Source organism: Streptomyces alkaliphilus (assembly GCF_014141535.1).
GTDB classification, from domain to species: domain Bacteria; phylum Actinomycetota; class Actinomycetes; order Streptomycetales; family Streptomycetaceae; genus Streptomyces; species Streptomyces alkaliphilus.
Map to the genome: position 1 here is coordinate 1 of NZ_VKHT01000016.1, position 18,684 is coordinate 18,684.

Annotated in this window: 15 protein-coding genes and 1 pseudogene; 9 read left to right on the forward strand and 7 right to left on the reverse strand. The window is 69.6% G+C overall.

Translation table 11 applies throughout. The features are described from left to right. Positions 1 to 466 precede the first annotated feature (466 nt). On the reverse strand, positions 467 to 652 hold the full coding sequence (locus FNQ90_RS01125) for a hypothetical protein (protein WP_228470777.1): 186 nt from the start codon (positions 650 to 652) through the stop codon (positions 467 to 469). Between the two features lie 52 nt (positions 653 to 704). Here FNQ90_RS01125 and FNQ90_RS01130 point away from each other — a divergent pair, with 52 nt between their 5' ends. After that, a complete protein-coding gene (locus FNQ90_RS01130) occupies positions 705 to 1,628 on the forward strand; it encodes a hypothetical protein (protein ID WP_182604535.1) in 924 nt (307 codons plus the stop codon). A gap of 232 nt (positions 1,629 to 1,860) precedes the next feature. Here FNQ90_RS01130 and FNQ90_RS01135 read toward each other — a convergent pair whose 3' ends face one another. Next, entirely contained in the window at positions 1,861 to 4,092 is a 2,232-nt protein-coding gene (locus FNQ90_RS01135) for an ATP-binding cassette domain-containing protein (RefSeq protein ID WP_182604536.1), read from the reverse strand. A gap of 58 nt (positions 4,093 to 4,150) precedes the next feature. Here FNQ90_RS01135 and FNQ90_RS01140 point away from each other — a divergent pair, with 58 nt between their 5' ends. After that, positions 4,151 to 5,104 (forward strand): helix-turn-helix transcriptional regulator, encoded by a 954-nt coding sequence (locus FNQ90_RS01140; protein WP_143617298.1) that lies wholly within the window; start codon positions 4,151 to 4,153, stop codon positions 5,102 to 5,104. Positions 5,105 to 5,688: 584 nt separating this feature from the next. Next, positions 5,689 to 6,705: pseudogene (locus tag FNQ90_RS01150) on the forward strand (ABC transporter substrate-binding protein); the annotation flags it as partial. Positions 6,706 to 6,996: 291 nt separating this feature from the next. Here FNQ90_RS01150 and FNQ90_RS01155 read toward each other — a convergent pair. Next, positions 6,997 to 8,214, reverse strand: coding sequence for an IS110 family RNA-guided transposase (locus FNQ90_RS01155; protein WP_182604538.1), 1,218 nt, complete (start codon positions 8,212 to 8,214; stop codon positions 6,997 to 6,999). 275 nt (positions 8,215 to 8,489) lie between these two features. Between FNQ90_RS01155 and FNQ90_RS27980 the strand changes: the two genes are divergently transcribed. Genes FNQ90_RS27980 through FNQ90_RS01175 form a run of 5 tightly spaced genes read left to right on the forward strand, consistent with a single transcriptional unit; the run spans position 8,490 to position 11,956 of the window. Further along, the gene (locus tag FNQ90_RS27980) at positions 8,490 to 8,621 is read left to right on the forward strand and encodes a hypothetical protein (RefSeq protein ID WP_267133003.1); all 132 of its coding nucleotides are present in this window, start codon (positions 8,490 to 8,492) and stop codon (positions 8,619 to 8,621) included. After that, entirely contained in the window at positions 8,576 to 9,679 is a 1,104-nt protein-coding gene (locus tag FNQ90_RS01160; protein ID WP_182604539.1) for an ABC transporter permease, read from the forward strand. Before FNQ90_RS27980 ends, FNQ90_RS01160 begins: the two co-directional genes overlap by 46 nt. After that, positions 9,676 to 10,533: an ABC transporter permease gene (locus tag FNQ90_RS01165; RefSeq protein ID WP_182604540.1), complete on the forward strand. Its 858-nt coding sequence runs from the start codon at positions 9,676 to 9,678 to the stop codon at positions 10,531 to 10,533. Before FNQ90_RS01160 ends, FNQ90_RS01165 begins: the two co-directional genes overlap by 4 nt. Positions 10,534 to 10,535: 2 nt before the next feature. Next, the gene (locus FNQ90_RS01170) at positions 10,536 to 11,339 is read left to right on the forward strand and encodes an ATP-binding cassette domain-containing protein (RefSeq protein WP_182604541.1); all 804 of its coding nucleotides are present in this window, start codon (positions 10,536 to 10,538) and stop codon (positions 11,337 to 11,339) included. After that, positions 11,336 to 11,956 carry an ABC transporter ATP-binding protein gene (locus tag FNQ90_RS01175; RefSeq protein WP_182604542.1) on the forward strand — a complete coding sequence of 207 codons (621 nt, stop codon included), beginning with the start codon at positions 11,336 to 11,338 and terminating at the stop codon, positions 11,954 to 11,956. The genes FNQ90_RS01170 and FNQ90_RS01175 overlap by 4 nt, the downstream gene beginning before the upstream one ends. Before the next feature lie 448 nt (positions 11,957 to 12,404). Here the strand turns inward: FNQ90_RS01175 and FNQ90_RS01180 are convergent, their stop codons facing one another. After that, complete coding sequence (locus FNQ90_RS01180) at positions 12,405 to 12,575, reverse strand: hypothetical protein (RefSeq protein ID WP_173019511.1); 171 nt, start codon at positions 12,573 to 12,575, stop codon at positions 12,405 to 12,407. A 949-nt stretch (positions 12,576 to 13,524) separates the two neighbouring features. Here FNQ90_RS01180 and FNQ90_RS01185 point away from each other — a divergent pair. Further along, positions 13,525 to 15,048, forward strand: coding sequence for a pectate lyase family protein (locus FNQ90_RS01185; RefSeq protein WP_182604543.1), 1,524 nt, complete (start codon positions 13,525 to 13,527; stop codon positions 15,046 to 15,048). A 100-nt stretch (positions 15,049 to 15,148) separates the two neighbouring features. Here FNQ90_RS01185 and FNQ90_RS01190 read toward each other — a convergent pair whose 3' ends face one another. The 3 genes from FNQ90_RS01190 to FNQ90_RS01200 form a co-directional block, all read right to left on the reverse strand. Beyond that, positions 15,149 to 16,294 (reverse strand): polysaccharide deacetylase family protein, encoded by a 1,146-nt coding sequence (locus FNQ90_RS01190; protein ID WP_182604544.1) that lies wholly within the window; start codon positions 16,292 to 16,294, stop codon positions 15,149 to 15,151. A gap of 133 nt (positions 16,295 to 16,427) precedes the next feature. Next, on the reverse strand, positions 16,428 to 16,886 hold the full coding sequence (locus FNQ90_RS01195) for an RrF2 family transcriptional regulator (protein WP_182604545.1): 459 nt from the start codon (positions 16,884 to 16,886) through the stop codon (positions 16,428 to 16,430). Positions 16,887 to 16,937: 51 nt separating this feature from the next. Then, positions 16,938 to 18,170, reverse strand: coding sequence for an acyl-CoA dehydrogenase family protein (locus FNQ90_RS01200; protein ID WP_182604546.1), 1,233 nt, complete (start codon positions 18,168 to 18,170; stop codon positions 16,938 to 16,940). Positions 18,171 to 18,684: the final 514 nt, after the last annotated feature.

The following is an 18,684-nucleotide window of genomic DNA, read 5'->3' on the forward strand; positions in this document are numbered from 1 at the left end:
CAGCCCTCCCGGGCGAGATGATGGGACAACCCTTGGTGGAGTGCCCACAAGCCCACCGGATCATCACCTCCGCGCACACCGGCGTTGCCCCGCCCCGGGACGGGGACCAGCAGGGGACCACACGTCGTGCGCGCCCCGCACCACCCTGCCCATTCCACACACCGTGACTTCCCTTTTTGTCTCAACTGCCCTGTTTTCAGGGCTATTTGGCCTAACCGGGGGTCAAGGGGGCGTGGGTTCAAATCCCGCCGTCCCGACGGTAGCCGGAAGGCGCTCCGAACAGGTGAAAGCCCTGATCGGAGCGCCTTTCATCATCTGACACCCCATCAGCCCGGCAGGGGTCCGGCGACCCCCTTGGGGACCGCCCGGGGACCAGAGGGGGGCCGGTGTCGGGAAGTACCCGTAGATCAGAGCACTTCTCCCCGGGAACCAGGATCACGAGTGTTCCGGCCCGGTTGTGGGAGGCCTACAACACCCGGCGGGTGGTCCCCGGCGGCTGCGGCAACCCGGGGGCGGGTGAGAGGCGCGCGCTCAGGGATCGCCCCGCCTCGGTGATCGAGCGCAGATCCGGATGCAGATAGCGCTGGGTGGTGGCCGGTGAGCCGTGCCCGGCGATCTTCCGCAGACCGGCGGCCATCATGTCGATCATCACGGCTCGACAACATCGTCCTCACATCCGCCCCGCTGGCGGCATCATCTGCCGCATGAGACACACCCGCACCACCGCCGTCCTGTTCACCGCTTTCACCCTCCTGGGCGCCCTCACCGCATGTGGTGCCGACAGCGGTGACGAAGGCGGCACCGGTGGTGAAGGCTCCTCCACCGAAGCCGGTGGAACGGAGGAAGCTCTCCGCGAGGCCGTCCAGGCCAACGTGGACGCCATCAACGGCGGCCGTGCCGACGCCGTGTACACCCTGCTCTCCGAGCGCTGCCGCACCCAAACCACCATGGAAGAGGTCGAGTTCAGCCTCGAGCTGATCAAGGAGTTGTACGGGGATCTCACCCTCGAAGATGTGACCGTCCACGAGGTGGATGGCCACACCGCCCTCGTGGAGGGGAAGACCGGCGTCGAGGCCCTGGACAGAGCGGAGGAGGAGGACGGCGGTGGTCGCTGGATCCACGAAGACGGCAACTGGCGCAACGACGAATGCGACGACACCGACACCGCGGAGGCCGAGGGGAACTTCGAGGAGGAAGACAGCGACCGCTCCGGCGCCGATCTCGCGCTCGGCGAGACCCACACCTGGGACGACGGTGTGGCCCTGACCCTCACCGAGGTCACGGAGATCCCCGCCGAGGGGATCGGCGAGTACGACTACGTATCCGAGGGGCAGACCCCCTTCACGGTGACGCTGACCATCGTCAACGACTCCGGGAGCCCGGTGGACCTCGACGACTTCTACGTCTCCGTCCAGGGCACCACCACAGGCGGAAGCGCTGATTCCGTCTACCTCGATGGCTCCGAATTTCTCGAAGGACGCCTGGCCGCGGGACAAACCCGGGAACACGAGGAACACTTCTCCTTCGACACCGAGAAGTACGGCCATGACCTCGTCATCGAGGCCAACCGGCCCTCCGACTTCCTGAACCCCGACTCCCCCGCGTGGATCGCGACCCTCGGTCGTTGACGTCCTCCCTCCCCTGAAGGGGAGGGATTCCCGCCCACCGCTCCGTCGACTGCTGGGGGGAGGGCGTTCCACGACCGGAGCCATGGCGTACACCGGCTCGGGTGGAACCCACTGCTGCCCGGGCCCCGCGCGAGGCCGCCGCGCGGGGCCCGGAACAGAGCCGGTCGTCGCACCCCGGTCCACGTGGTGCGGGTCGTCGTCCCGCTTCGCGTGTGGTCGCGGGACGGGGCGCTCATCCGTCCCGCAGGGCGGCGGCGGTGGCGGTGCCCTCGATCCGGTCGACCGGTCCCTGGTAGAGAACCCTGCCCCCGTGCCGGCCGGGGCCCGGACCGAGGTCGATGAGCCAGTCCGCGCGCCGGATGACATCGAGATTGTGTTCGATCACGACGACGGTGTGGCCCCGGTCGAGGAGCTGGCCGAGGACGTCCAGCAGCACCGTGGTGTCGCGCAGGTGCAGACCGGTGGTGGGCTCGTCGAGGACGTAGAGGGTCGGTTCGGTGGCCTCGCGCAGTTCCTTGGCGATCTTGACGCGCCGGCATTCACCACCGGACAGCGTCGTGAGGGGCTGGCCGAGGCGCAGATAGCCGAGTCCGACCCGCTCCAACTGCGTCAGGGCCTCGCGGATCCGCTTGTCCGGCAGCCTGCCGATGGCGTCGGTGATCGTCAGGTCGTCGATGTCGGCGATGGACAGTCCGTTGACCCGGTGGCGCAGCACCTCGTCGATGAACCGCCGTCCCCGGCAGGTCTCGCACACGGTCTCCTGACCGTCCATGAAGGCCAGGTCCGTGTGGATGACGCCCAGCCCCTTGCAGTCGGGGCAGGCTCCCTCGGAGTTGGCGCTGAACCGGTTGGCGGGCAGGCCGCTGTGCTCGGCGAAGAGCTTGCGGATGGCCGGGGCCGTCCCGGTGTAGGTGACGGGGGTGGAGCGGCGGTTGGTGCCGACCGGCTTCTGGTCGATCACGACCGCGTCGTGCTGGGCGACCATCTCCATCGCGAGGCTGGACTTCCCGGACCCCGCGACCCCGGTGAGGACCGTGAGGATCCCGGTGGGGATGTCGACGGTCAGTTCCTTGAGGTTGTTGCGGGTGGCGTTCGCCACCGTGATCGCACCGGTGGCCTTCCGCGGGCCGGTGGTGATCGGCACCCGCTCCTCGAGGGCGACGGCTGTCGCCGTGCGCGCCTTCCGGAGCTCGTCGAAGGTGCCCTGGAAAACCAGTTCCCCTCCCCCGGCGCCCGCGTCGGGCCCGATCTCGATGATCTGATCGGCGATCTCCATGACGGCGGGGTCGTGCTCGACGACGAGAACGGTGTTGCCCTTGTCGCGCAGCTGCCGCAGCAGGGTGGTCATGGAGGCGATGTCGTGCGGGTGGAGCCCGACGGTGGGCTCGTCGAAGACGTAGAGCATCTCGATGAGACTGCTGCCGAGGTGCTTGACGGTCTTGATCCGCTGCGACTCCCCGCCGGAAAGGGTGGTGGTCGCACGGCCGAGGTGGAGGTATCCCAGTCCGATGGTGACCATGGCCCGCAGTCTCTCCTCGAGGGCTGCCACGACCGGCGCGACGGAGGGGTCGGTCACCTTCCCCGGCACACCGAGGAGTTCGGTGATCTCCATGCGGGCCATCTCGCCGATGGTGAGACCCGCGACGGTGGCGGTGCGGGCGGCCTCGTTGAGGCGGTCGCCGTGGCAGTCGGGGCAGACCCGGGAGTGGGTGAAGCGGGCGATGACCTCCCTTTTGCGGTCGGAGAGGTTGTCGGTCGTGCGCAGGTGGATGCGCTCGAACCGCTCCACGATGCCCTCGTAGTCCTTGGGGGGCCTGGTGCCCAGGCGGGCGGCGTGCTCACCTCCGTGGAGCAGTGCCCGGCGCTCCTCCTGTGTCCATTCCCGCAGCGGGGTGTCGGCGTCGAAGCTGCCGATGTCGGCGTACCGGGAGTACCAGTAGCCGCAGTCCCCGAAGCCGGGCAGCAGGATCGCGCCCTCGGCCAGGGACTTGTCCAGGTCCAGGAACCGGTCGACGGCGCTCACCACGACCTCCCCGATTCCGGAGCAGGTCGGACACATGCCGGTGGGATCGTTGAAGGGGAATCGGTTCGACTCGCCCACGTGCGGCGAGCCGACACGGGAGAACAGCAACCGCAGGTGGGTCCAGGTGTCGGTAATCGTCCCCACCGTGGACCGGGCGTTCCCAGCGAGCCTGCGCTGATTGATCACCACGACCGGTGAGAGCCCTTCGATCCCTTCCGTTTCGGGGCGTGACCACTTCGGCAGTCGGTTGCGGACGAACGGCGGGTAGGTCTCGTTGAGCTGGTGCCCGGCCTCCGCCGCGATCGTGTCGAACACCAGGGACGACTTGCCCGACCCGGAGATCCCGACGAACACGACCAGTCGGCCGCGCGGAATCTCCACGTCCAGGCGCTTCAGGTTGTTGGTCCGGGCACTTCGGATACGGATCGTACGCTCCAGCATGTGGCAAGGCTACGAGCAGATGTGGCCACATTCCGACCGCGACTGCGAGAATGGGGGCATGGCGGATGTCACCCAACGCGTCCTCGCCCTGCTGGCCACGCTCCAGACCGGGCGCGCGTTCACCGGTGAGGAACTCGCGGCGCGCCTCGATGTCAGTCCCCGGACGCTGCGGCGCGACATCGACCGTCTCCGCGGCTACGGCTACCCCGTCAAAACCCGGCCCGGCCCCGGCGGTCACTACCGACTCGCGGCGGGAAGCGCCATGCCGCCCCTGGCGCTCGACGACGACGAGGCGATCGCGACCCTCCTCGGGCTGGCCACCCTCGCCTCCACCGGCAGCGCCGCCGAAGGCAGCGTGGACGAGGCCGCCACCCGGGCCTACGGCAAGGTCGACCAGTACCTTCCCAAGCGACTGCGCCACCGCGCCGCACACCTCCGGACGAGCCTGGAAACGGGCACCGCTCCCACTCCGAGCATCAGCGCCGACACACTGGCCTCACTGGCCGACGCCATCCGGCACCACACCGTCGTCACCTTCGACTACACCGGCCGGGACGGCTCGACCACGTCCCGGCGCGTCCACCCCTACCGCCACGTCCACCACCACCTGCGCTGGTACCTCCTCGCCCGGGACACCCGCAAGGACGACTGGCGCGTCTTCCGCATCGACCGCATCACCCGCCTCCGGATGTCCACCAGCTCCTACACTCCCCGTCCCCTGCCCGCCGACACCGCGCTCGACTACCTGCGCCGGGGATTCGACAAGCACCGCGAGCGCGTCGTGGTCACCGTGGACGCGCCCCTGCCCGTCGTCGCCGAGGCGTTCGCGTACCGGGATGTCGAACTCGTCGCTCTGGGCGAGCGGCGGACCAGGGCCGTCCTGATGCTCGACACCTGGCAGTGGCTGCTCCCGGACATCGCCTTCCTGGAGGCCGACTTCACCGTTGAGGAGCCGGCCGCTTTCCGGGACGCCCTTCGGGCCTTCGGCGCCCGCCTCCTCCGCCACGGGTGACGTCCCACGCGCTCTGCGCGGCCCCCCGCCGGACTTCCCCATGATGTTTTTCAGCGTCCCGCAAGAGGATCGCCGGCCTCCGGGCCCGGCCTGGCTGTTCCCCCTGTCGGTGGCAGGACCCGGGGTGTCCCCGGGTCGGGGAGGCTCCGTGGGAGCGGCCGTACCGACCCCCTGCCGGGGGTGACGCACTTCTCACCACGGCCTCCCCACCCTCGTAAAAGCGACAATCATTTTCATATAAGGTTCTCGAGGCGATCTTGTGCCCATCCCGGGGACGCCCCGTCGCCACTCGTCACGTCCCCACAGGAGAAACGTTGCGCCCGCATCGAGACCCGTTGCCACCCACTCGTCGTCCTCGCCGCACCCGGGCAATCACAGCGCTTGCGGCCTCCCTGGCACTGAGCACGCTGACCGCTTGCGCCGACAGCACTCCCCGGGAGCGGCCGGACCACGCGGAAAGCACCTCGCTGACCCTCGCCGTCGGGAACATCTCCGGTGGTGAGTTCGACCCGCTCAAGGGGTGGGGAACCCGTCCGGCCCAGATCCGGCCGATCCACAGCTCCCTGCTGAAGGCGAACTCGTCGTTGGAGTTCGAAGGTGACCTGGCCACGGACCACACCGTTTCCGAGGACGGGCTGGTCTGGACTCTGCCGCTGTGGCCCGAGGCGGCCTTCTCGAACGGAGATCCCGTCACCGCGCACGACGTGGAGTTCACCTAGACGTTGCTCAAGGAGGACGGCGTCCGGTTCGACCTGGGGTTCGTGGACCGGATCCGGGCGATCGACGACCACACCATCGAGTTCACGCTGACCGAGCCCCGGTCGACCTTCGTGAGCCAGCTCACCGAGATACCGATCCTCCCCGGGGATCACTACGGCGAGGGTTACTCGGCCGACCCGATCGGTTCGGGCCCCTACCGCGTCGTCGACTACCAGGACGGCCAGCAGCTGATCCTGGAGAGGAACCCGCACTGGTACGGCCCCACCCCCGGGTTCGACAAACTGACTTTCCTTTTCCTCACCGAGGACGCGGCCCTGGCAGCCGCCCGCGCCGGTGATGTCGATGTCCTGTACGTTCCGCCCACATTCGCCGGGCAGAAGCTCCCGGGGATGAGTCTGCACCGCTTCGAGAGCGTCGATTCACGCGGCCTGTCCCTGCCCACCCTGCCGGCAGGGGCTTCCGGCAGGATCAACGGCAAGGACGTGGAGGTCGGCAACGACGTGACCGCGGACCCGGCGATCCGACAGGCCCTCAACCTCGGGCTCGACCGGAAGGCGATCGTCGACATCGCGCTGCGGGGTTACGGACGTCCCGCCTATTCACTCGCCGACACCCTTCCCTGGTTCAACGAGGAGACCGTCTTCGAGGACGGTGACGTGGAAGGTGCCCGGGAGCTCCTGGCCGAAGCCGGCTGGGTCGACGAGAACGGCGACGGCATCGTGGAGAAGGACGGCCTGACCGCGTCCTTCACCCTGCTCCACCCGGCCGACGACAACCTCCGCAGCGACCTGGCCCTGGTCGTCGGTGAGCAGGCACGGGAGCTGGGGATCGACATCCGGATCAAGGGCACCAGTTGGGACGGCATCTTCGTGGACGGCAAGGCCAACGCCGTGACCTGGGGCGGTGGCCGGCACCATCCGCACCAGCTCTACGAGATGTACTCCACCGAGGAGCACAACGTCGGCTACAACAACATGCCGCACTACTCCAACGAGCAGGTCGATCGGGCTCTGGAGCAGGCGCTGGCCGCCACCGCCCAGGAAGAGGCCAACTCCTGGTGGAAGCGGGCCCAGTGGGACGGCACCACCGGCTTCGCCGGCCCCGGGGGGGGTGCCTCTATGTCTTTCGTCAAGGCGCCCAGGTTCGGTTTGGGATGGTTTGGCTTGTGGGGGTCATGCGGCGAGTTCGACATCCTCGGGGATGCGGGGCTCGTAGAAGGTGCCGTCCCGGAGCATGGCGAACAGGACGCTGATGCGTTGCCGGGCCAGGCGGAGGAGAGCCTGGGTGTGGGTTTTGCCGCGGGCTCGTTGTTTGTCGTAGTAGGTGCGGGAGGCTGGATCGGCGTTCATGCAGGCGAATGCGGAGAGGAACATGGCGCGTTTGAGCTGCCGGTTTCCGCCCCGGGGTGCGTGCTCGCCGTGGATCGAGGTCCCGGACGACTTGGTGGTCGGGGCCAGGCCGGCGTAGGAGGCGAGGTGGGCGGCGGTGGGGAAGCCGGTGCCGTCGCCGACGGTGACCAGCAGGACGGCGGCGGTCCTGACGCCGACGCCGGGCATCGACGTCAGGACCGGGGAAAGAGGGTGGGCCTCCAGCAGGGTGTTGATCTGGGCTTCCAGGGCCCGGCGCTGGGTGTGGACGGCGGCGAGCGAGGCGGCCAGGGAGGGGATCACGATGTCGAGGGTGCCGGTGCCGGGCACGACGACGGTCTGTTCGTCCAGGGCGTCGAAGACGTCGTCGATCAGCCGCTGGGCCATGCGCGGGGCCTTGGGCCGGATCAGTTCGACGAGTCTGCGGCGGCCGGCCTTTCGCAGGGCGGCCGGGGAGCCGTGACGTTCCAGGAGCCAGGTGACGGCCTGGTGGTCGAGGCGGGGGCCCAGGACTCGCTCCAGCGACGGGTGGAACTGGGTGAGCAGGCCGCGTATCCGGTTGCTGGTGCGGGTGGCCTCGGCCGCGAGGTCCTGGTCGAAGCCGACGAGCACGGTCAATTCGGCGGTGATCTCGTCGGTCGGTTCCAGCGAGCGCAGGGTGTGCGGCATGGTGCGGGCGGCGTCGGCAATGACCGCCGCGTCCTTCGCGTCGGTCTTTGCCTCGCCCGGGTAGAGATCGGCGATCCGGCGCATGGCCAGTCCGGGCAGGTAGGCGACCTTGCAGCCCGCGTCGCGGGCGACGGTCAACGGGAGAGCGCCGATCGAGGCGGGCTGGTCCACGATCACCAGGACGGTGCCGAACTTCGCGGTCAGCTTGTCGAAGACGGTCCGCAGCTTTGGCTCGCTGTTCGGCAGCTGCTTGTCGAAGACCTTCTTTCCGGCCGGGGTCAGCCCGTGGCCGTGATGGGTGCTCTTGCCGACGTCCAGGCCGAGGAACACGCCCACGTCTTCGGTGTCGAACATCGCGCCCTTCCCAGGGTGTTGACGGTGCCGGCCTCGGCAGCGGTGTCGTACTCGCGCATCCACGTTATGCAGACCTGCCATCCGCAAGCTGTCCGGCATTGCGCCGGACCGGGTGGCGGCCGGACCTCTCATCAGCGTCTCCGACGGCACCTCCCGGGCCCGGTGACACCACCCCCCGGGTCATGCCTTCGACAGGGGGACACAGTCATGCCGGGCCCGGAGGCCAGCAGCCCCGTTGCAGGACCGCGGAAAACATAACGGGGGACGCGCCGCTGGTGTGGCTGGCGCGGATCGACCACCTCTACTTCGTCGCCGACGGGGTGAGCCTGGGTGAGCAGCCGGTGCACGCGCACGGTCACGAATGGGCGCTGTTCAACAACATTGCGGATTGGCGCCGGGAGCAGTGAGCGGTGCTCTCGACAGCCGGTCCGTCACCGAGGCGCCCGGTCGGGTCCCGGCGGCGGTCCCCACGAGGGGACCGCGCCGGGGCCGGGGGCTCGCACGGGTCATCTGTGTCCGGGTGGCACGCCTGGTCGGCCTGCTGTTCGGTGTCTCGTTGTTGGCATTCACCCTGGTTTACCACTCCCCCGTGGATCCCATCGCGGCCTACATCGGGGCCGAGGCGAGCCCCACCGACGAGCAACTCGCCCAACTGCGTGAGTACTGGGGATTGGATCGCTCCTTCGCCGAGCAGTACCTTGCCTGGCTCGGTGCCGTACTCGGAGGCGACCTGGGGGTTTCCAGGCTCTACCAGGCGCCGGTTCTCGATGTCATCGCCGACCGGTTCATGATGTCGCTGGCCCTCATGGGCGTCGCCCGGCTGGTCTCCGGAGTACTCGGTTACGCTCTCGGAGTCATCGCCGCCATGAACCGGCACCGTCTGCTCGACCGTCTGATCTGCTGGTACAGCTACACCCTGGCGTCGACACCGACCTTTTGGCTCGCCATCCTCCTGCTCACCCTGTTCGCCGTCGTACTGGGCTGGTTTCCGGTCGGTCTGGCCGGGCCCGTCGGTGTGCCCGGGTCCGAGGTGACCATGGCCGAGCGCTTCCACCACTTCGTGCTCCCGGCCGCCACCCTCTCCGCACTGGGTGTCGCCACGATCGCCATGCACACGCGTGAGCGGATGTTGGACGTCCTCGACTCGGACTACGTCGCGTTCGCCCGCGCACGCGGCGAACACGGCCGGCGACTGTTCCGCAATCACGGACTGCGCAACTCGATCGTTCCCGCGCTCGCGCTCCAGTTCGCCTACTTCAGCGAACTCTTCGGCGGCTCCATCCTGGCCGAGCAGGTCTTCTCCTACCCGGGCCTGGGCTCCACCCTGGTCGACGCCGGTCTCGGGGGCGACGTACCGATGTTGCTGGGCATCGTCCTGCTCAGCTCGACCTTCGTCTTCGTCGGCAATCTCATCGCCGACATCCTCACCGTCCTGATCGACCCACGCACCCGGGACTCCCTATGAGCCACCCGTCCCCCGCTCCTCCGCGCACCACCCGCCGACGCAGCGCCTCCGTCGACCTGGCGATCGCCGCCGCCTGTGTGGGGGCGTTGCTCCTGGCGATCGTTGTCACCGCCTGGCTTCTCGACGAATCCTCTCTGCGCTCGCACGCCGGTGCACGGCTGATGCCCCCCGGGCCGGATCATCTTTTCGGCACCGACTGGCTCGGCCGGGACCTCTTCACGCGAACCATCATGGGCCTGCGCCTTTCCCTGACGGTCGGGGTGGTCACCGCGCTGTTGAGCGTCGCCGTGGCCACCGTCCTCGGGATCGCCGCAGCCCTCCTCGGAGGCTGGGTGGACGCGGTGATCTCCTGGCTGATCGATCTTTCCATCGGGATTCCGCACCTGGTCTTCATGGTGTTGGTGGCCTTCTCCGTGGGGGGAGGAATCAAGGGGATCGTGATCGGCATCTCCCTGACCCACTGGATGTCCCTGGCACGGCTCATCCGCGCCGATGTGCTGCATCTGCGCCACTCCGACTTCGTTCTCGCCTCCCGGGGGTTCGGCCGCTCCGAATGGTTCATCGCCCGACGACACCTCTTCGGCCAGGTGCTGCCCCAGGCACTGGTCGGTTTCGTGCTGATGTTCCCGCACGTGGTGCTCCATGAGGCGGCCCTGACATTCCTGGGCTTCGGCTTCTCGCCCCAGACCCCCGCCATCGGAATCCTGTTGCACGAGGGGATGCCCCACATCTCCAGTGGCATGTGGTGGATGGCGCTTTTCCCGGGCCTCTGCCTTCTCCTCGTGGTCCTCGCCTTCGCCCGGCTCGGCGACCGACTTCGAGTCCTGACCTCCTCTCCGGGCCAGGGCGGCTGACCATGATGACCACACCTCTGCTTTCCGTCAGGAATCTCACCGTGGGCTTCACCCACTACACCGGAACGCTCGGCCTGCGCCCGCGCGTTGTTCCGGCGGTGGAGGGCCTCGAGTTGGACATCGACCCCGGGGAGATTCTCGCGGTGATCGGCGCCAGCGGCTCCGGCAAGAGCCTCCTGGCCCATGCCATCGTCGGAATCCTGCCGAACACGGCCACCGTGAGCGGAGGGATCGACTACGACGGGACCCCTCTGGATTCGGCGCGTCTGCGGCGGTTGAGGGGGCGTGAGATCTCCTTCATCCCCCAGTCGGTGAATTACCCCGACCCGTTGATGCCCGTCGGTCGCCAGGTGCGCCTCACTCTGCCGCGTTCACGCGCCGCGCAACTTCAACAGGCTCTGTTCGCCCGGTATCACCTCGACGAGAAGGTGGCCCGACAGTATCCCCACGAACTTTCGGGCGGCATGCTGAGACGGGTCCTGTTCGCCACCGGTGTCACCGAGACGATGCGGCTGCTGATCGCCGACGAGCCCACCCCCGGGCTCCATCCGGCTGCCCTGCAGGAGGTTCTGTCACATCTCCGTGACCTGGCCGACGACGGGGCGGGTGTCCTGTTGATCACCCACGACCTGATCGCCGCCGCGGCGATCGCCGACCGGGTCGCCGTGATGCGTTCGGGCCGGGTGGTCACCGTGGAGTCGTCCTCCTCCTTCACCGGCCGGGGGGAAACGCTTCGACACGAGTACGCCCGCCGGCTCTGGCGGGCACTCCCCCGGCACGACTTCTGGGAGGGAGTCGCACCATGAGTCTTCGAGCGACGGACCTGGCATACCGCGTTCCCGGCGGTCACCAACTCTTCACCGGCCTCGACCTGCGGGTCGAGGCCGGGCAGGTGGTCGGCCTGACCGGGGAAAGCGGATGCGGCAAGTCCACTCTGGCCCGGATCCTCGCCGGCCATCTTCCTCCCACGACCGGCACCGTGCTCACCGACGGGTATCCGGTGAACGCGCCGGGACCGCGCCCGGTGCAGTTGGTGCAACAGCACCCCGAGAAAGCGGTCAACCCACGGTGGACCATGCGATCCGTGGTCGCGGAGGCGCACGACCCGGATCCCGCCCTCTGTGAGCGTCTCGGGATCCGAGCCGAGTGGTACGGCAGGCGTCCCGCCGAGCTGTCCGGTGGCGAGCTCCAACGATTCTGCCTTCTGCGGGCTCTCGGTCCACGAACCCGCTATCTGATAGCGGACGAGATGACAGCGATGTTCGACACTCTCACCCAAGCGGAACTGTTCGCCGTCGTGCGGGACATCGTGACCGAGCGCTCCATCGGCTTGCTGGTGATCAGCCACGACATCCCGCTTCTGGACCGGCTCTGCGACGAGATCGTGGCGATGCCCGAGCAGGCGTCCGCGGTCTCTCCGTGAGATCCCTCGCCCCGGGGTGCGACCGGTGCGGCCCGTTCCGACCGGGTTCGCCGTGAACCGTGACGGATGATTCCCCACGACCACTGAATGTCCGTTTCCCGATCCCCGGACCCGGCCTCCGGGGCTCCGGGGAAGGATGTGGGGGACAAGGAGGTTCCCTGCTCGGAACGTCTTCCGCCCCCGCGGGACCATCGCCTCGACGGAGGGCCGTCGTCCCCTGCCGAGGGGTCATCGGGAACCGGGGCCGCCCCCATCCTCCCCGGTGGGGAGGCCTCGGGAGACCGGCTTCTCGTTCCCCGTGGCTTCGGGCACCCCGGGCGTCCCCGCCGTCCGAGGACCCCACGCAGGCCCCGGGTCGTCTTCCCCCGGCTCGGATCCTGTCCTCTCGTCTCCGACTCCGAGATGTCCGCCACCCCGGATTCGTCGCCGGGCCGCGGCCACCCGGCTGCTACTCCTCCCGCTCGAAGTCCGCCTCGGCCCGCTCGCTGTCGAGATCGGACTGGGCTCCCCGGTAGACGTCGTGGACGAAGCCGCGGGCGGTCTCCCGGTCGAGCGCCCCGGCCAGCTCCATCAGGCGGGCGGTCCAGCTGTCGATGTGTTCGTCGTTGATGACTCCCATGAGTCCATGGTTCTCCGCCGCGGCTCTCCCGCAACTCGACCGGTCTCCCCCGCTCCGGCTGTTCCCACCATTCCGGCACGGTGTCGGGCGACCCGTCGGCGTACCCGGGTCCCGCCCGGGGCCCCGGGTCCCGGGCGGGAGCCCATCGAGCGGGCCCGTCACCGGCCCGTTCCCGGGGATCTCCCGCGTCGCGCGGGTGTCAACCGGCGCGACGGGAGGCGGCCCCGCCCTGTTGGAACCGGTCACGGAGGCGGGGGCCCGGGGGTCGGGAAGGCGCCGACCACCGGGAGCGGGCACCTGCGCCGCGCCCCTCGACGGCCTCGGTGGCGCACGCCGCGCCGCGCAGCCGGTGTATCGGAACGCGCGCCTCGGACGTCCGATCACCCGGAGGGGGCGGGACGGCGGCCGGTCACCGCTCCGTCGGCGGGGCCGGTTCGTTCCCGGGCGCCGGAGCCACCGGGACGCAAAGGCGTGACCGGTCGGGAGCAGGGCTTCGGGAGGCTCCCCCGGGAGTTGAATATGCAATCGGTTGTTGTCCAAGTCCCCTGAAGGACATGCCAAGTTCGCATTGCACTGCCGCATGTATTGACACTGTACAGACAAGAGGCAACGCTGTTTCCGCCATGTAACGCAATCGGTTGCAGGCGAACCCGCGTGCCGGGGGACTGCCGTGCACCGGTCCGCCGAGCCGTGCCCTCCCGCGGAGAAGGGACCTCGCATGTCGCCACACCGGACCACGCGTCGCCCCGTCCCGGGACGTGTTCGACGCACGGCATCGGAACCCACCGCTCGATCCCCCCGCGAACCGCACGCAGCGCTCGATGTCCCCGGCGGTCACCCCCACACGCGGGCCTCCGCGTCTCGTCGGTGACCGCCCCACCCCCACACCCGGACCGACCGCGCCGGACGGCGACGGCCCCGGCTCCGGATCAGCAGAGAGAAGGCAGGCATGAAACGTTCGATAGCGGTACGGCTCGGCGCCGTACTGACCACGGCGGCCCTCGCGGCCACGACCGGCGTGGTCCTGTCGACGACCGCCGCGACGGCGGCGACCGGAACGGCCACCGGTTACGCGTCCCAGAACGGCGGGACCACCGGCGGTGCCGGCGGCCAGGTGGTGCGGGCCACGACGGGGACCGCGATCCACGCGGCCCTGTGCAACCGGGCCAGCAGCAGCACCCCGATCATCATCGAGGTCCAGGGGACCATCAACCACGGCAACACCAGCAAGGTGTCGGGCAACAGCTGCAACACCGCCGACGACGTGATCGAGCTCAAGCAGATCAGCAACGTCACCCTGGTCGGGGTGGGCAACGGGGCGGTCTTCGACCAGCTCGGCATCCACGTCCGGGAAGCCAGCAACATCATCATCCAGAACGTCACGGTCCGGAACGTCAAGAAGTCGGGCTCTCCCACCTCCAACGGCGGCGACGCCATCGGCATGGAGAAGGACGTCCGCAACGTCTGGGTCGACCACGTGACCCTGGAGGCCTCCGGCGGCGAGGCACAGGGCTACGACGGCCTCTTCGACCTGAAGAACAACACCCAGTACGTCACGCTGTCCTACAGCATCCTGCGCAACTCCGGCCGCGGCGGTCTCGTCGGATCCAGCGAGAGCGACCGCTCCAACAGCTTCATCACCTACCACCACAACCGGTTCGAGAACCTGGACTCCCGCGCCCCCCTGATGCGCGGCGGGGTGGCCCACGTCTACAACAACCACTACGTGAACATCCGGGAGTCGGGCATCAACTCCCGCGCCGGGGCCCGCGTGCGGGTGGACAACAACTACTTCCAGAACTCCAAGGACGTCCTGGGCACCTTCTACACCAGTGAGGCCGGCTTCTGGCACACCAACGGGAACATCCTCGACAGGGTGACCTGGTCCTCCCCCGGCAGCCAGACCAACCCCGCCGGGCCCGGCATGCAGTCCACCACCAGCGTGAGCATCCCCTACTCCCACCGTCTGGACGGGGCCAACTGCGTACCGGACCTGGTGAACCGACTGGCGGGCGCCAACAAGGGCGTGCAGTTCTCGAACGGCAGCTGCTCGCCGACCACACCGCCCCCCACCACGCCGCCTCCGACCGACCCGCCGAGCGGGACCAACCTCAGCCTCGCCTCCAACGCCGGCGCGGACGGGTCCAGCAAGGCATCGGGAACGAGCTACGGCAACGTGCGCGACGGCAGCATGAACACCCACTGGTCCCCGTCCGGCTCGACCGGGTCCGTCTCGATCAAATGGGGTTCGTCCACCACCGTGGCGCGGATCAACATTCGTGAGGCGGCCGGCTCCGAGGGCAACATCAGGTCCTGGAGGGTGATCAACCACGACACCGGCGCCGTCCTGGCCTCCGGGAACGGGGCGGGCGTCATCGGCTTCTCCCCCACCACCCTGCGCAAGATCACCTTCGAGATCACCGGATCGTCCGGTACGCCGAGGGTCGCCGAGTACGAGACCTACGCCAACTGACGGCGTCCCGCACGCGGCTCTCTCCGCCCCGTCCCACCGTCGCCCGGCGTTCCGCGGAACGCCGGGCGACGGCCCTGTCCGGAAGGTGGCCGACGGATGGTCAGTAGGGGTGCGCCCGATCCCGGTGGACCTCGGCGAGACGGTCGGCGTACTCCTCGGGGAAGGCGATGGTGTCGGGATTCCCGTCCGAGGTGTAGCGGTCGATGGTGCCGTCCACGAGGCGGTCCAGCCAGCGGGCGGAGCCGTACTCGGCGTCCTCGGCGTCCGGACCGGCGGAGCGGATCCGGGGGATGGCCCCGGCGTCGAAGGAACCGGCGAACGGCGACGGGGCGGGATTGGCACCCACCAGATACACGCCGTCGTGCCGATAGGTGTGGCCGTCGCTCTCCCCCTCCACGGCGAGGGCGGCGTTCGTCGGCATCACCCCGAAGGGAAGTGCCAGCGAGGTGACCTCGGTGCCCGGGGCCAGTTCGGCCATCACCGCGGCGTTTCCGGCGATTTCCCGCTGCACCTCCTCGTCCGTCAACTGTCCGAGGTGGGCGTGGCCGAGGGTGTGGTTGCCGATCTCGAAGCCGTGCTCCGTGAGCCATGGGAGGGCTTCCGGGGCGCCGGTCGCGGAGAAGGCGTTGTCGTTGACGAAGAAGGTGGCCGTGGGCCGGAACCCGGGGTGACGCTCCGCGACCTCCAGGAGGATGCCGACGGCGCTGTCCGGGATCGGCTTCCCGTCATCGTCGAGGGCGAACTGGCTGTTGGTGGAGTCGTCGAAGGTCAGCACGACCGGATGGGTGCCGGCCGGGATGTCGATCTCGCCGCGGCTGTACTCGCCGGCGGTCACCGGGACGTAGTTCTCCTCGGCCAGACGTTCGAGTTCCGCGCGGAAGTCCTCGGGGGTGCGGTCGTACACACCGGCCGGTTCCTCGACCAGTTGGTGGTACATGAGCACGGGCACCGAGCCCAGTTCGTTGGCCTCCACAGTCGCGGGGTCGGGCACCGTGTCGGTATCGGAGTCGGTATCCGAGCCGGAGTCGGTATCGGTGTCGGCCGACGGGGTCGGGTCCGCCGGCTCCCCCGGGGTGGGCGGGGGTCCTCCACCGGAACCCTCCACTCCGCCACCGGAGGCGGAACAGGCGCCGGCGAGGGTGGTCGCGGCGAGCACCGACAGGAGCGGGGCGAGGTACCCGCCCCGCGGGGGCCGGCGCGGGCGGAGGGGTGCGGAGGCCTCGACCGGGCCGGAACGGGAATTCATGGAGGGCTGTTCGCCCCTCCCTTCACGGATCTCGTGCGACGGACCGCCTTCCGCCGGCCACGGTACCCTCCGGCGCCGCGATCCCCGGGGTCCTGCGGACACCGGCGCGTCCCCCGCGCCCCGGGCGGACGGTTCAGGGGTTGTCCCAGGCCTCGGGGTCCTCGACGAGTCCGGTGACCTCCCGGGGCAGGGCTCCGGAGGCGATGTCCGCCAGCGACACGCCCTCGAGGATCTCGCGGACGTTGGCCCGTAGCGCGATCCACACCGGGAGCAGGGGTCGTGCGGCGCCCTCGTAGGAGAGTTCCGGCGGACGCACGCCCCGTACCGAGACCAGGGGGCCGTCGACGGTGCGGATGATGTCGGCGACGGTGATCGCGCCGGCGTCCCGGGCCAGGCGGTACCCGCCGTTGCCCCCGCGTTGGCTGGTGACCAGGCCACCCCGGCGCATGTCGTTGAGGATGCCCTCCAGGAACTTGTGCGGGATGTCCTGGGCCTCGGCGATGGCCTCGGCCTTGATCGGCGCGTCCTGCCGGGCCGCGGCGAGATGCAGTGCGGCCCGCACGGCGTAGTCGACCCGGGCGGAGATGCGCATGGGGGAAGTATCCCGTACGCCTCCCGCCGGCGCCGGAGCGGTCCGGCGGCCTCAGCCCGGGTCGGCGGGCACGCCCCGGGAGGGGTAGAGGAAATGACTGCCGATGTCCCGGAAGCGGCGGGCGGCGGAGCCCCGCCCGATCAGCAGCCGGGCGTTGCGCCAGTGGCGGTCGAGGTCGGGGGTGTCGGCGAGTTCGGTGACCCGTGCCGTGATGCGCGGCACCGCCTCGGCGACGACGGCCTCGGTGGTCGCCACGAGGACGGCCACTTCCGCCCGGTCCGCCGCGGTCAGCCGCACTCCGCGACGGAGGGCGGCACCCATGGCGGCGCCGGCCCGATCGGCGACCGTCGAGGCGACGTGCAGGGAGGTCGCGAGCTCGCCCCAGGTGTGCAGGAGGTCGGCCTCCTCGGTGGGCTCACCGACGGGATCGTCGTCGAGGGTGTCCGGGAGGTGGACACGGTGTCCGGCCAGAATCGCGTCCCGGGCCTCGGCGAGGGCTCCCTCGGCGGTGCCCAGGGCCACCTGGACCAGCATCAGTGCGGTGGCGAGCGGGGCGAGGCCGGCGGACGGCGCCCTGCGGTACCCGTCCCCCTCGACCACGCCCAGCAGTGCCTCCGGTCCGAGCGTGACGTCCTGGAAGTCGACCAGGCCGGCGCCGCCGGCACGCTGTCCGGCTCGTTCGTGCTCCGGGAGCGGCTCGGTCTCCACTCCCTCGACGTCGGGATCGACCAACACGACCCGGGTGTCGCCGGTCGCCGAGCAGACCGCCCCGAGGACCAGTCGGTCCGCCACCGGGACGCCGGTGGCGAGGCGACGGCGGCCGTTGAGGACGTACCCTCCCCGGATCGGCGTGATGGTGAGGGAGCCGTGGCGCAACCGGGCCGATTCGGCGACGGAGCCGGCCCCGAGGTCACCGGCCAGCAGCCACGCGCGGTCCCCGGTACGGGGACCGGGCGGGAAGGCTCGTTCCGGAGAGCCGAGGAAGTGACCCGCACGGGACAACACGTGGTGCCTGGCGAGCAGTTCGGCGACCGAACTGTCCGCCACGGCGATCGCGCGCACCACCGCGCAGGCGTCCTCCCAGGAAGGGTCCCGCTCGGTTCCCGGAGGGACGGTGAGTGCCGCGAGGAGGCCGGACTCGCGCAGCCGGGCCGTCTCGTCGAAGGGCGGGGCGCCGGCCCGATCCCTCTCGACGGCGTCCATCGCGAGGTCGTCGGCGAGGTCACGGACCACCCGGTCCCATGCCCCGACCCCGGGGGGCGAGGAGTGGAGGACATCGGTCATCACGACAGGTCCTCGCCACGGCGGATTCCCCACCGAGCGGGGCAGGGGTCTGCGGGAAGGGCGGCGCCGAACGCCGCCGCGTGCTGTGTTCCGTCCACGACACCCACTTTCCCGATCTTCCCTATGAGATTGGTGGGAATAGTGACCCGGGACGCCCGGCGAGGACAAGAGGTGACCGATGGGTGGACACCGGAGTGGACGAACGCCCGCTTCCCCGCATTGCCGCCGTCCACATGTCGGCATGTGGACGCTCCACCCCTCCCCTGGATCCCCGGACAGGGACAGAATTCCGAATAACAAGACACTTCGTCTCGATAAATGAACTTCCGTGGACACCGGGATGACGCCGTGCCACGGTTCCGGACATGTCCCGAGCCGGAACCCCCCTGGTCGGTCGGCCTCATGTCGACCTCGGCCGCGTCTTCAGCGCCGCCTGTACCACCCGCTGACCAGAACCACCGCGCGTTCCTCGACTCCGTCCCGGACCGCCCCGTCCGTCGACGGTGCCCGATCC